Origin of the sequence: Streptomyces sp. NPDC048424, from assembly GCF_040651555.1 — a bacterium.
Taxonomy (GTDB): Bacteria; Actinomycetota; Actinomycetes; order Streptomycetales; family Streptomycetaceae; genus Streptomyces.
Genome location: NZ_JBEZKE010000002.1, coordinates 235,505 through 248,500, shown reverse-complemented (window position 1 = coordinate 248,500; position 12,996 = coordinate 235,505). Strand labels below are relative to the sequence as shown.

Genomic DNA, 12,996 nt, shown 5'->3' with positions numbered 1-12,996 from the left:
CAGGTATTTGCCGCTTGTGGCGGTAAACGAACCGCCCCGGCAGCACAGAGAGTGCTGCCGGGGCGGTTTCGTTGCAGAACAGCAGGCGCAGATTAACGCTTGCTGTACTGCGGAGCCTTACGGGCCTTCTTGAGACCGGCCTTCTTGCGCTCGACCGCACGGTCGTCGCGGGAGAGGAAGCCGGCCTTCTTCAGCGCCGGGCGGTTGTTGTCCACGTCCGCCTCGTTCAGCGCACGGGCCACGCCGAGGCGCAGGGCGCCGGCCTGGCCGGACACGCCGCCACCCGAGATGCGGGCGATGACGTCGTAGCGGTTGTCGAGCTCGAGCAGCTTGAACGGCTCGTTGACTTCCTGCTGGTGCACCTTGTTGGGGAAGTAGTCCTCAAGGGTGCGACCGTTGATCTTCCACTTGCCGGTGCCCGGAACGATCCGGACGCGGGCGATGGCGTTCTTGCGACGGCCCAGGCCGGCGGCCGGCTGGGGGTCGCCGAAGCGGCCGGCAAGGGACTCGGAGGTGTAGTCGCCCTCGACGACAACCTCGGACTCGCTGGTGTACTCCTCGACGTTGCCCTCGAACTCTTCGACGGTCGTCTCGGCGGTGGTCTCGGCCACGATGCTCCTCAGAATTTTCTACGTCTTAGGGGGTGGCCGGAACTACTGCGCGACCTGGGTGATCTCGAACGGCACCGGCTGCTGGGCAGCGTGGGGGTGCTGGTCGCCCGAGTAGACCTTCAGCTTCGAGAGCATCTGACGGCCCAGGGTGTTCTTGGGGAGCATGCCCTTGATGGCCTTCTCGACGGCCTTCTCCGGGTTGTTCGCCAGGAGGTCGTCGTAGCGCACGGAGCGGAGACCGCCCGGGTAGCCGGAGTGGCGGTACGCCATCTTCTGCGACGCCTTGTTGCCGGACAGGTGAACCTTGTCGGCGTTGACGATGATGACGAAGTCGCCCATGTCCATGTGGGGGGCGTAAGTCGGCTTGTGCTTACCCCGCAGGAGGGCAGCGGCCTGGGTCGCCAGACGGCCGAGGACAACGTCCTGGGCGTCGATGACGAGCCACTGGCGCGAGATGTCGCCGGGCTTGGGGCTGAACGTACGCACGCGTATGCCTTCGCTTCTTCAGTGGTGGTATCCCAAGGGCGCAAGCCCCACGGGAAGGTCCTGACAGGGTCACCACGGACGATCACGACAGCCCTCGTTCACATCGGGGACGCAACCCGTGTGAACCGCTGGTCATCGGTCCGGTGGACCGGCGCAAGGCCCTTTCACGTGAGAATGAGAAAGCCAATACGCATAACAAACCAGCAGGATACCCAAGCAGACCCATACGGGTCAAAACGCGGTCCGCGATGCCGATTCTGCTGGCGTCGCGGCGCACTCCGGTTCGGTCCTGGGTGGGGACCCCGCAGTTGTTACGGGCACCAGAGTAACCCGCCCGGAGCGCAGCGCACGACGCGCCAGCAGAATCGCGAGCCCGCACAGGGTGGCGCAGTCCTTGAAGGCGCGCCGTTTGTGGGCCAGCTCCGAGGGCCACGGGATCAGGGCCACCTGGGGCGTCAACGCCAGCCAGAACCAGGGCGAGCGGGGCATCGAGCCCGGCCGCACCGCGGAGGCCAGCAGCAGCGGGAGCACCACCAGCAGGTAGTGGTCGAAGGACGGCCGCGACACCAGGAATGCGGCGAGCATCACCAGGCAGGCGGTCTCCACCAGCCGCAGCTCACCCCCGTCGGCCTCGTCCTGCCTGCGCCACCGCACCCAGACCGCCCACAGGCCGGCCCCGGCCCCCGCGAAGGCGAACAGCACCGCGATCGGCTCCGGCACACCCAGCCGCGGCAGCACCGCGATCGGCGAGGCGTCCCAGGGCAGCGCGTACGCGTCCTGTCCCTGGAGCAGGAAGGGCAGGGTCTTGGTGAAGAACAGCGACGGGCTCGGCATCAGCAGCGCGCCGGCCAGCGAGAGCCCCACCGGCACCAGCACGGCCGCGGCCAGCCCCCGCCACTGCCGGGCGAGCAGGAACAGCAGCCCGATCGGCACCAGCATCGGCTTGCACGCGATCGCCAGCCCGACCACCAGCCCGGCCGCCGCCCACGACCGCCGGTGCGCGAGGAGCAGCGCCACCGGCAGCGCGGCCGCCGAGATGGCGGTCCAGTTGCCGATCAGCACGAGGTTCACGTACGGCTTGTAGGCGAGGGCGAACACCGCGAAACCACCGACAGCGAAGCGCGAGCGCAGCGGCACCGAGAACATCCGCAGTGCGGCCAGCCAGCCCGCGCCCAGCAGCCCCGACATCCCGACCGGCAGGACCCACTGCAGCACCGACCGCGGCAGCAGGGCCTCCGGAACCGCCATGATCACGGCGCTGGGCAGGTAGAGGAAGCGCTTGTCCTCGTACGGGGACCCGCCCGCGAGCAGCGTCTGCGCCGCCTTGACCACGAAGGCGTTGTCCGAGCCCCAGTTCGCGCGCAGGCTCGTGGAGACGGCGACCCCGAGGAGCACCGCGAGGGAGAGCACCTGCCAGGGCCGGGAGGCCGGCCGCAGCAGCCAGTCGACCAGCCGGCTCCCCGAGGCCGGCGGTCCGGAGGTCTGGTTCTCCCACTTCATCAGCCAGATGCTAGGCCGCAGCCCCACGACGCCTGCCCCTCACTCATCCGAGGGGGTGACGGTAGCCCCCTAGCGCTTGCGTTCGACTCTACGTTCGTCCCAGACGGGTTCCTGAGTCTCCCGCACAACACCGTCCGAACCGAAGACCAGGTAACGGTCAAATGTGCGCGCGAACCAGCGATCGTGCGTGACGCACAGCACAGTCCCCTCGTACGCCTCAAGGCCGTCCTGGAGCGCCTCCGCGGACTCCAGGTCGAGGTTGTCCGTCGGCTCGTCCAGCAGCAGCGCCGTGGTCCCCGCCAGCTCCAGCAGCAGGATCTGGAAACGTGCCTGCTGGCCGCCCGAGAGCTTCTCGAACGGCTGGTCGCCCTGGCGCTCCAGCTCGTACCGGCGCAGCGCGCCCATCGCCGCGCCGAGCGGCTTCGCCGCCTCCGTCCACAGGATGTCGACGAGGGTGCGGCCGAACAGCTCGGGGTGGGCGTGCGTCTGCGCGAAGTGGCCGGGAACCACCCGCGCGCCCAGCTTCCACGTGCCCGTGTGCTTGACGTCCTCGCCCGCCATCAGCCGCAGGAAGTGCGATTTGCCGGAGCCGTTCGAGCCCAGCACCGCGACCCGCTCCCCGTAGAAGACCTCCAGCGAGAAGGGCTTCATCAGCCCCGTGAGCTCCAGGTTCTCCACGGTCAGCGCGCGTACGCCGGTACGCCCGCCCTTGAGCCGCATCCGGATGTCCTGCTCCCGCGGCGGCTCCGGCGGGGGGCCCGCCTCCTCGAACTTCTGGAAGCGGGTCTGCATCGCCCGGTACCGCGAGGCCATGTCGGGGCTGCTCGCGGCCTGGTTGCGCAGCCGCAGCACCAGGGCCTTGAGCCGGGCGTGCTCCTCGTCCCAGCGCCGCTTGAGCTCCTCGAAGCGCGCGAAGCGCTCCTTGCGGGCGTCGTGGTAGGTGTCGAAGCCCGCGCCGTGCACCCAGACGTCGGAGCCCATCGGGCTCGCCTCCAGGCTGATGATCTTCTCGGCGGCCCGGGTCAGCAGCTCCCGGTCGTGCGAGACGAACAGCACCGTCTTGCGGGTCGCCTTGAGCTGGTCCTCCAGCCACCGCTTGCCGGGGACGTCGAGGTAGTTGTCCGGCTCGTCGAGCAGCAGCACCTCGTCCGGCCCGCGCAGCAGCGCCTCCAGCACGAGCCGCTTCTGCTCACCGCCCGACAGCGTGCGCACCTCGCGGAACTGCGCGGTGTCGTAGGGGATCGCCAGCGCGGCCATCGTGCAGACGTCCCACAGGGTCTCCGCCTCGTAGCCCTGGACGTCCGCCCAGTCGCTCAGCGCCTGCGCGTACGCCATCTGCGCGGCCTCGTCGTCCACGGTCAGGATCAGCTGCTCGGCCCGGTCCACGGCCTTGGCGGCCTCCCGGATCCGCGGCTGGGCCACCGACACCAGGAGGTCCCGCACGGTCGTCTCGTCCCGCACCGAGCCCACGAACTGCGACATCACGCCGAGACCGCCGGAGACGGTCACGCCGCCGCCGTGCGGCTGGAGCTCCCCGGAGATCATCTTCAGCAGGGTGGTCTTGCCGGCCCCGTTCGCCCCGACCAGGGCGACCACCGACCCCTCCCCCACCCGGAAGGAGACGTCGGGGAGCAGGACCCGCCCGTCGGGAAGGTAGTACTCCAGGTGGCTGGCTTCGAGATGTCCCATGCCCGGCATTCTCCCGGTCCGGCGCCGATCCACCCAACCGGATTAGCCGGCGCTCAGCAGCAGCCGGCTCCGGGGAGGGTGCGCAGGTTGCGGGCTTCCTTGCTGCGGGCGGCCAGCAGCTCGTCCGCCGGGTAGCCGACCTCCTCCAGGGTCAGCCCGTGCGGCTTGACCACGTGCACCGAGGAGTCCCGTACGGCGGCCCGCAGCACCTTGCCCGGCCAGTCGGTGGGCCGGTGCCCGTCGCCGACGTGCAGCAGGGCGCCGACGAGCGAGCGGACCATGTTGTGGCAGAAGGCGTCGGCGCGGACGGTCGCGGTGACGATCCCGTCCTCGGCGCGCTCCCAGCTGAGCTGCTGGAGCGTACGGATGGTCGTGGCGCCCTCGCGCTTCTTGCAGTACGCGGCGAAGTCGTGCTCGCCGAGCAGCGCGGCGGCGGCCTCGTTCATGGCGTCCACGTCGAGGGGCCACTGGTGCCACAGCACGTGGCCGCGGCGCAGCGGGTCGACGCCGCCCTGGTGGTCGCCGACGCGGTAGGCGTAGCGGCGCCAGATGGCCGAGAAGCGCGCGTTGAAGCCCTCGGGGGCCTCGGCGACCTTCCACACCCGTACGTCGTGCGGCAGCCGTCCCGCGAGGCGGCGCAGCAGCTTGTCGTGGTGCTCGGCCCACACCTCCTCGGCGAGGTCGAACTGGGCGACCTGCCCGCGGGCGTGCACACCCGCGTCCGTACGCCCGGCCACGGTCAGCTCGATCGGCTCGGACAGCCGCATCACGGTCTGCAGGGCCGACTCCAGCTCGCCCTGGACGGTGCGCAGCACGCGCTGCTTCGCCCAGCCGGAGAAGTCCTTGCCGTCGTAGCTCAGGTCCAGCCGCACCCGGACGTGCCCGGGCTCCACCTCGTCACTCACGTGACAGATCCTCTCAGAGTCAGCGCAATGCAGAACGGGCCCGCCCCCGGAAGGGGCGGGCCCGTTCAGAGCCGATCAAGCAAGCGTGATCCCGGGGGATCAGGCCTCCTTGGTCTCCTCGGCGGGGGTCTCGACAGCCTCCGCCTCCTTGACCGCGCGCTTGGTGGCGGCCTCGGCCTCACCAGTGGCCTGCTGGGCGACCGTGAGGGCCTCGACCAGCTCGATCACGGCCATCGGGGCGTTGTCGCCACGACGGTTGCCGATCTTGGTGATGCGCGTGTAACCACCGGGGCGGTTCTCGTAGCGCGGGGCGATCTCGGTGAACAGCGTGTGCACGATGCTCTTGTCCGTGATCGTCTGCAGCACCAGGCGACGGTTGTGGATGTCGCCCTTCTTCGCCTTGGTGACCAGACGCTCGGCGTAGGGACGCAGGCGACGGGCCTTGGCCTCGGTGGTGGTGATGCGGCCGTGCTCGAAGAGCGCCTTCGCGAGGTTCGCGAGGAGGTGCTTCTCGTGCGCGGCGGAGCCGCCCAGGCGGGCACCCTTTGCGGGACGCGGCATTGTTACTCCTTCAAATCTGCACCGGCCGTGTCAGGTACCGGAGTCAGTTCCCTCAAGCGGTCGCGAGAGGGGGTGTGGGGGGCGTGAGCCCCCCACAAGCTTTCTAGTACTGCTCGGTCTCGACGAAACCGGCGTCCGCGTCGTCGTCGGCGCCGAAGGCGTCGGCGGCGGCGGTCGGGTCGAATCCGGGCGGGCTGTCCTTGAGGGCCAGGCCCATGCCGGCCAGCTTCGCCTTGACCTCGTCGATCGACTTCGCACCGAAGTTGCGGATGTCGAGCAGGTCGGCCTCGGAGCGGGCGACGAGCTCACCCACGGAGTGGATGCCCTCGCGCTTGAGGCAGTTGTACGACCGAACGGTGAGCTCGAGCTCCTCGATCGGCAGCGCCAGGTCGGCGGCCAGGGCGGCGTCCGTCGGGGACGGGCCCATGTCGATGCCCTCGGCGTCGATGTTGAGCTCGCGCGCCAGACCGAACAGCTCGACCAGGGTCTTGCCGGCGGACGCCATGGCGTCACGCGGGCGCATGGCCTGCTTGGTCTCGACGTCGACGATCAGCTTGTCGAAGTCGGTGCGCTGCTCGACTCGGGTCGCCTCGACCTTGTAGGTGACCTTGAGGACCGGGCTGTAGATGGAGTCGACCGGGATGCGGCCGATCTCCTGGCCCAGCTGCTTGTTCTGGACGGCGGAGACGTAGCCGCGACCGCGCTCGACGGTCAGCTCCATCTCCAGCTTGCCCTTGCCGTTGAGCGTGGCGAGGACGAGGTCCGGGTTGTGCACCTCGACACCGGCCGGGGGCGCGATGTCAGCGGCGGTGACCAGGCCGGGACCCTGCTTGCGCAGGTACATCACGACCGGCTCGTCGTGCTCCGAGGAGACGACCAGCTGCTTGATGTTCAGGATGATGTCGGTGACGTCTTCCTTCACACCCGGCACGGTGGTGAACTCGTGCAGGACGCCGTCCACGCGGATGCTGGTGACAGCGGCACCCGGGATCGAGGACAGGAGCGTACGGCGCAGGGAGTTGCCGAGGGTGTAGCCGAAGCCCGGCTCCAGCGGCTCGATCACGAACCGCGAGCGGTACTCGTCGACGACCTCTTCGGTCAGCGAAGGACGCTGAGCGATAAGCATGTCTGTGTTCCTTCATTCGTGGACGCCCACTATTTGACGCCCGACGGGATGCCGTACCGAGGTACGGCTACTGCAAGGGTACGGGCGGTACGGCCCCCGAAGGGGTCGTACCGCCCGGACACTCAAGAACGCACAAGTGCGTCCGCTGCGTCAGACGCGGCGGCGCTTCGGCGGGCGGCAGCCGTTGTGCGGGGTGGGGGTGACGTCCTGGATCGAGCCGACCTCGAGGCCCGTGGCCTGGAGGGAGCGGATCGCGGTCTCGCGGCCGGAGCCCGGACCCTTCACGAAGACGTCGACCTTGCGCATGCCGTGCTCCTGCGCGCGGCGGGCGGCCGACTCGGCGGCCATCTGCGCGGCGAAGGGGGTGGACTTGCGCGAGCCCTTGAAGCCGACGTGGCCGGCGGAGGCCCAGGAGATCACGTTGCCCGAGGGGTCGGTGATCGAAACGATGGTGTTGTTGAACGTGCTCTTGATGTGGGCGTGCCCGTGAGCGACGTTCTTCTTTTCCTTGCGGCGCACCTTCTTGGCAGCGCCCTGACGACCCTTGGGGGGCATCTAAATCTCCTACGGGAGGTGGTCGGTCCTACAGCGCAAGACCGCTGAACAGGACTACTTCTTGCCCGGCTTCTTCTTACCGGCGATCGCGCGACGCGGGCCCTTGCGGGTACGCGCGTTCGTGCTGGTGCGCTGACCGTGCACCGGGAGGCCGCGACGGTGGCGGATACCCTGGTAGCACTGGATCTCGACCTTGCGACGGATGTCGGCCTGGATCTCGCGGCGGAGGTCACCCTCGGTGCGGAGGTTGGCGTCCACGTACTCGCGGATCTTGACCAGGTCCTCTTCGGCCAGGTCACGAACGCGGGTGTTCGGGTTCACGCCGGTGGAGGCGAGGATCTCCTTGGACCGGGTGCGCCCGATACCGAAGACGTAGGTGAGTGCGATCTCCACACGCTTTTCGCGCGGGATGTCAACACCGGAAACGCGTGCCATTCAATGGCTCCTGTGTGTTCGGGGGTCTTCCGCAGAATCAGCCCCGACCGCCGACCACTCCTGAATGGGTGGTGGTACGTCCGGGTCCCCGGCCCCCGCCGGAGGTGCCGCCGGCCCCTTGCAGGGCTGGGCGGATTCTGCGTATGTACGTTTTCTTACGTCGCGCGAAGAACTGCGTTAAGGCAGGTCGGTCGGCGTGCGTCAGCCCTGGCGCTGCTTGTGGCGCAGGTTGTCGCAGATGACCATGACCCGGCCGTGACGGCGGATCACCTTGCACTTGTCGCAGATCTTCTTGACGCTCGGCTTGACCTTCATGTTGGTGAGGTTCTCCGGGTCAGTGCCACCACCCGCACCGGGACAAGACGCCCAGGCAGGAGTGAGGACAAGATCTACTTGTATCGGTAGACGATCCGGCCACGCGTCAGGTCGTACGGAGACAGCTCCACGACGACCCGGTCATCCGGGAGGATGCGGATGTAGTGCATGCGCATCTTGCCGCTGATGTGCGCGAGGACCTTGTGACCGTTCTGCAGTTCCACCTTGAACATCGCGTTCGGGAGGGACTCGATCACGGTGCCCTCGATTTCGATGGCACCTTGCTTCTTGGCCACGCTTCGCCCTTCGAATCGGCTACCTTGATCGGCTCGGTGCACCACGCTTGCAGGCATGGATGTGCACGAGAGCCGACGAGTCAGTCTACGTCAGGGCACCCAGAAAGACGAATCCGGAAAGTTTGCCCCAGAGTGTAGATCATTACGCCAGAGGGTCCGGAGCCGTGGTGACCCCGTACTCCGCCAGCTTCGCCTTGCCGCAGTCCGGGCTGGTCAGAACGATCGGACCGGCCTCCGTCAGGGCGATGGAGTGCTCCCAGTGCGAGGACCAGGTGCCGTCCGTCGTGATGACCGTCCAGTCGTCCGCCAGTACCTCCGTCTGGGCGGTGCCCAGGGACACCATCGGCTCGATCGCCAGGCAGACGCCCGGGACCAGCTTGATGCCCTTGCCCCGCTTGCGCGAGACGTAGTTCAGCAGGTGGGGGTCCATGTGCATCTCGGACCCGATGCCGTGGCCGCCGTAGTCCTCGATGATCCCGAACTTGCCGAGGCTGTGGTCACCGGTGGCGGGACGCGGCTGGCGCTTGATGTACGTCTCGATCGCCTTGGAGATGTCCACGAGGCGGTTGCCGAGCTTCATGGCGGCGATCCCGGCCCACATGGACTCCTCGGTCACCCGGGAGAGCTCCAGGAGCTCAGGGGCGTGCCCGGTGCCCACGAAGGCGGTGTACGCGGCGTCGCCGTGCCAGCCGTCGATGATGGCGCCGGCGTCGATCGAGATGATGTCGCCGTCCTTGAGGACGGTCTTGTCGTCCGGGATGCCGTGGACGACGACCTCGTTCACGGAGGTGCAGATCGTCGCGGGGAAGCCGCCGTAGCCGAGGAAGTTCGACTTGGCGCCGGCGTCCGCGATCACCTTGCGGGCCACCATGTCCAGATCACGCGTCGTGGCGCCCGGAACGGCCGCCTCACGGGTCGCCGCGTGGATCGCGGCGACGACCAGCCCCGCCTCGCGCATCTTCGCGATCTGCTCGGGGGTCTTGATCTGGACCATGAAAAACGCCTTCCAGCCTCGGTACGAGTCTTCTCAACAGTACGGCCGCGATGCCCTGGGGACACCGCGGCCGTTCTTGCCCTACGGGGGTACTACTTCGGGAGGGCGTCCATCGCGCGCTTGGTGACGTCAGCGACCTCACCGAGGGCCGGGATGGTCACCAGCAGGCCCTGACCCTTGTAGTAGTCGATGATCGGCTCGGTCTGCGTGTGGTAGACCTCCAGCCGGTTGCGCACCGTGGCCTCGGAGTCGTCACCGCGCTGGTACAGCTCGCCACCGCAGGTGTCGCAGACACCCTCGGCCTTCGGCGGGGCGTACGTGACGTGGAAGACGTGCGCGGAGTCGTTGCGGCAGATCCGGCGACCGGCGATCCGCTTGACGACCTCGTCCTCCTCGACCTCCAGGTCGAGGACGGCGTCGAGCTTCATGCCCGCGGCTCGGAGCATCTCGTCGAGGGCCGCGGCCTGCGAGACGTTGCGCGGGAAGCCGTCGAGCAGGAAGCCGTTCACGGCGTCCGGCTGCTCCATCCGGTCCTTCGCCATGCCGATGGTCACCTCGTCGGGGACCAGGTCGCCGGCGTCCATGTACGCCTTCGCCTGCTTGCCCAGCTCGGTGCCCTGGCTGATGTTGGCCCGGAACAGGTCGCCCGTGGAGATGTGCGGGATCGACAGGTTCTTGGCAAGGAACGCGGCCTGCGTTCCCTTGCCCGCACCGGGCGGTCCGACGAGGACGATTCGCATCAGCGGAGGAACCCTTCGTAATTACGCTGCTGGAGCTGGCTCTCGATCTGCTTCACGGTTTCCAGACCCACACCCACGATGATCAGGATGCTCGTCCCGCCGAACGGGAAGTTCTGGTTCGCTCCGAAGCCGGCCAACGCCATCGTCGGCACAAGAGCGATGAGACCCAGGTACAGCGACCCCGGCCAGGTGATCCGGTTGAGCACGTAGCTCAGGTACTCGGCGGTGGGTCGACCGGCACGAATACCCGGGATGAACCCACCATACTTCTTCATGTTGTCTGCAACTTCCTCGGGGTTGAACGAGATCGCCACGTAGAAGAACGCGAAGAAGACGATCAGGAGGAAGTAGGTCGCGATGTAGTACGGGTGGTCGCCCTTGACGAAGTGCTTCTGGATCCAGGTGGCCCAGCCCGCGGTCGAGCCGCTGAACTGGACGATCAGTGCCGGGATGTAGAGCAGCGACGAGGCGAAGATGACGGGGATGATGCCCGCCTGGTTCACCTTGAGCGGGATGTAGGTCGAGGTACCGCCGTAGGCGCGGCGGCCGATCATGCGCTTCGCGTACTGGACCGGGATCCGGCGCTGCGCCTGCTCGACGAAGACCACCAGACACACCATCGCGAGGCCGACCAGGATGACCACGCCGAACTCGACCCAGCCATCCGCGATCTTGCCCTGGAGCTTGATCTGCCACATGGCGCCGATGAAGCCGGCGGCGATCGAGATGAACATGAGGATCGACATGCCGTTGCCGATGCCGCGGTCGGTGATGAGCTCACCGAGCCACATGACGACGCAGGTACCGGCGGTCATGGTGACCACCATGACGACCGTGGTGAAGATCGACCGGTCGGGGACGATCTGGCTGGCGACCTGGCAGCCCTGGAACAGGGCCCCCGTGCGGGCGGTGGCGACGAGGCCGGTGCCCTGCAGGATCGCGAGCGCGACCGTCAGATAGCGCGTGTACTGAGTGATCTTCGCCGTGCCGGACTGGCCCTCTTTTTTGAGGGTCTCCAGCTTCGGGATGACCACGGTCAGCAGCTGCAGGATGATGCTCGCCGTGATGTACGGCATGATGCCGAGCGCGAAGATCGTGATCTGCAGCAGCGCACCGCCGCTGAACATGTTGACGAGGCCGAACAGCCCATTGCTGCTGCCTGCCTGCTCAACACAGATCTGAACGTTCTTGTAGCTCACGCCGGGTACCGGGATGTGGGACCCGAGCCGGAACAGCACGATGATGCCGAGCGTGAAGAGCAGCTTCTTGCGCAGGTCGGGCGTCTTGAACGCCCGGGCGAACGCGGTGAGCACGGTGCCTCCTGCGACCCCCGCGCTACTGCGTCAGAGGTGACGGTCTGAGGGATCGACGTATACGACAAAGCAAAGGTGCACGCCACCTTACCGGCGAGTGTGCCTTCCGTGGAACGACCAACCGGGGATGCCCCATATGTGAGGCATCCCCGGTCGGGTTTCGAGCTATTCAGCCACTTGAATCGTCTTAGACGAGCTCGGTGACGGTGCCACCGGCAGCGGCGATCTTCTCCTTGGCGGAGGCGGAGACGGCGTCAACCGAAACCTGCAGCGCCACGGAGAGCTCGCCCTGGCCCAGGACCTTGACGAGGCTGTTCTTGCGAACCGCGCCCTTGGCGACCAGGTCGGCCACCGTGACTTCTCCACCCTCGGGGTAGAGAGCGCCGAGCTTGTCCAGGTTGACCACCTGGAACTCGGTGCGGAACGGGTTCTTGAAGCCCTTGAGCTTCGGCAGGCGCATGTGGAGGGGCATCTGCCCACCCTCGAAGCGCTGCGGGATCTGGTAGCGGGCCTTCTGGCCCTTCGTACCACGACCGGCCGTCTTACCCTTCGACGCCTCACCACGACCGACACGGGTCTTCGCGGTCTTGGCGCCGGGGGCGGGACGGAGGTTGTGGGCCTTCAGCGGGCTGTTCTCAGCCATGTTAGTCAACCTCCTCAACCGTCACGAGGTGGCGGACGGTGTGCACCATTCCGCGGAACTCGGGGCGGTCCTCCTTGACGACCACGTCGTTCAGGCGCTTGAGCCCGAGCGAACGCAGAGTGTCGCGGTGGTTCTGCTTGCTGCCGATGTACGACTTCGTCTGCGTGATCTTGAGGCGAGCCATTACGCACCCGCCCCAGCACGCGCACGAAGCAGAGCCGCGGGGGCGACGTCCTCGAGGGGCAGACCACGGCGAGCCGCGATCTCCTCGGGACGCTGCAGGCCCTGGAGGGCCGCCACGGTCGCGTGCACGATGTTGATCGCGTTGTCGGAGCCCAGGGACTTCGACAGGATGTCGTGAACGCCGGCGCACTCCAGAACGGCGCGCACCGGGCCACCGGCGATAACACCGGTACCGGGGGAAGCAGGCTTCAGCAGGACGACGCCCGCAGCCTTCTCGCCCTGGATCGGGTGAGGGATGGTGCCCTGGATGCGCGGAACCTTGAAGAAGTTCTTCTTCGCTTCCTCGACACCCTTGGCGATGGCCGCGGGAACTTCCTTGGCCTTGCCGTAACCGACACCTACAGTGCCGTCACCGTCGCCCACCACGACCAGCGCGGTGAAGCTGAAGCGGCGACCACCCTTGACAACCTTGGCGACGCGGTTGATCGCGACAACGCGCTCAACGTAAGCGGTCTTCTCGGCGGCAGGGCCACCGTCGCGACCCTTCCGGTCCCGCCGCTCGCCGCCACCGGCACCGCTTCCGCGGCGCTGGGGTCCAGCCATTGGATTACCTCTCTCTGTTACGTCCGTGAGTCCCGGAACCG

Annotated in this window: 17 protein-coding genes; all 17 read right to left on the bottom strand. The window is 67.6% G+C overall.

The window, feature by feature from the left end:
- Positions 1 to 92 precede the first annotated feature (92 nt).
- The 17 genes from rpsI to rpsE all read right to left on the bottom strand — a co-directional run bounded on the left by rpsI (position 93) and on the right by rpsE (position 12,955).
- Complete coding sequence (rpsI, locus tag AB0D29_RS03740) at positions 93 to 611, bottom strand: 30S ribosomal protein S9 (protein WP_030710366.1); 519 nt, start codon at positions 609 to 611, stop codon at positions 93 to 95.
- A 42-nt stretch (positions 612 to 653) separates the two neighbouring features.
- Positions 654 to 1,097: a 50S ribosomal protein L13 gene (gene rplM, locus AB0D29_RS03735; RefSeq protein WP_008739660.1), complete on the bottom strand. Its 444-nt coding sequence runs from the start codon at positions 1,095 to 1,097 to the stop codon at positions 654 to 656.
- 231 nt (positions 1,098 to 1,328) lie between these two features.
- Positions 1,329 to 2,597, bottom strand: coding sequence for a glycosyltransferase family 87 protein (locus AB0D29_RS03730; protein WP_362851968.1), 1,269 nt, complete (start codon positions 2,595 to 2,597; stop codon positions 1,329 to 1,331).
- Positions 2,598 to 2,666: 69 nt separating this feature from the next.
- On the bottom strand, positions 2,667 to 4,295 hold the full coding sequence (locus AB0D29_RS03725; RefSeq protein WP_362851967.1) for an ATP-binding cassette domain-containing protein: 1,629 nt from the start codon (positions 4,293 to 4,295) through the stop codon (positions 2,667 to 2,669).
- A gap of 44 nt (positions 4,296 to 4,339) precedes the next feature.
- Complete coding sequence (truA, locus tag AB0D29_RS03720) at positions 4,340 to 5,191, bottom strand: tRNA pseudouridine(38-40) synthase TruA (protein WP_362851966.1); 852 nt, start codon at positions 5,189 to 5,191, stop codon at positions 4,340 to 4,342.
- A 99-nt stretch (positions 5,192 to 5,290) separates the two neighbouring features.
- Positions 5,291 to 5,752 (bottom strand): 50S ribosomal protein L17, encoded by a 462-nt coding sequence (rplQ, locus tag AB0D29_RS03715; protein WP_030154710.1) that lies wholly within the window; start codon positions 5,750 to 5,752, stop codon positions 5,291 to 5,293.
- A 103-nt stretch (positions 5,753 to 5,855) separates the two neighbouring features.
- A complete protein-coding gene (locus tag AB0D29_RS03710; protein WP_007265920.1) occupies positions 5,856 to 6,878 on the bottom strand; it encodes a DNA-directed RNA polymerase subunit alpha in 1,023 nt (340 codons plus the stop codon).
- Between the two features lie 150 nt (positions 6,879 to 7,028).
- Complete coding sequence (gene rpsK / locus AB0D29_RS03705; RefSeq protein WP_003956432.1) at positions 7,029 to 7,433, bottom strand: 30S ribosomal protein S11; 405 nt, start codon at positions 7,431 to 7,433, stop codon at positions 7,029 to 7,031.
- 54 nt (positions 7,434 to 7,487) lie between these two features.
- On the bottom strand, positions 7,488 to 7,868 hold the full coding sequence (gene rpsM / locus AB0D29_RS03700; protein WP_030710357.1) for a 30S ribosomal protein S13: 381 nt from the start codon (positions 7,866 to 7,868) through the stop codon (positions 7,488 to 7,490).
- Positions 7,869 to 8,069: 201 nt separating this feature from the next.
- Positions 8,070 to 8,183 (bottom strand): 50S ribosomal protein L36, encoded by a 114-nt coding sequence (gene rpmJ, locus AB0D29_RS03695; protein WP_003956441.1) that lies wholly within the window; start codon positions 8,181 to 8,183, stop codon positions 8,070 to 8,072.
- A 74-nt stretch (positions 8,184 to 8,257) separates the two neighbouring features.
- Positions 8,258 to 8,479 (bottom strand): translation initiation factor IF-1, encoded by a 222-nt coding sequence (infA, locus tag AB0D29_RS03690; protein WP_003956442.1) that lies wholly within the window; start codon positions 8,477 to 8,479, stop codon positions 8,258 to 8,260.
- 142 nt (positions 8,480 to 8,621) lie between these two features.
- Entirely contained in the window at positions 8,622 to 9,473 is an 852-nt protein-coding gene (gene map, locus AB0D29_RS03685; protein ID WP_362806231.1) for a type I methionyl aminopeptidase, read from the bottom strand.
- A gap of 92 nt (positions 9,474 to 9,565) precedes the next feature.
- Positions 9,566 to 10,213 (bottom strand): adenylate kinase, encoded by a 648-nt coding sequence (locus tag AB0D29_RS03680; RefSeq protein ID WP_362851965.1) that lies wholly within the window; start codon positions 10,211 to 10,213, stop codon positions 9,566 to 9,568.
- A complete protein-coding gene (gene secY / locus AB0D29_RS03675; RefSeq protein WP_351290777.1) occupies positions 10,213 to 11,526 on the bottom strand; it encodes a preprotein translocase subunit SecY in 1,314 nt (437 codons plus the stop codon). Before secY ends, AB0D29_RS03680 begins: the two co-directional genes overlap by 1 nt.
- Positions 11,527 to 11,713: 187 nt before the next feature.
- Positions 11,714 to 12,169: a 50S ribosomal protein L15 gene (gene rplO / locus AB0D29_RS03670; protein WP_008739693.1), complete on the bottom strand. Its 456-nt coding sequence runs from the start codon at positions 12,167 to 12,169 to the stop codon at positions 11,714 to 11,716.
- Between the two features lies 1 nt (position 12,170).
- Positions 12,171 to 12,353 (bottom strand): 50S ribosomal protein L30, encoded by a 183-nt coding sequence (gene rpmD, locus AB0D29_RS03665; protein WP_005313525.1) that lies wholly within the window; start codon positions 12,351 to 12,353, stop codon positions 12,171 to 12,173.
- Positions 12,353 to 12,955, bottom strand: a complete 603-nt coding sequence (gene rpsE, locus AB0D29_RS03660; protein ID WP_030388857.1) for a 30S ribosomal protein S5 — start codon at positions 12,953 to 12,955, stop codon at positions 12,353 to 12,355. Before rpsE ends, rpmD begins: the two co-directional genes overlap by 1 nt.
- Between the last annotated feature and the right edge of the window lie 41 nt (positions 12,956 to 12,996).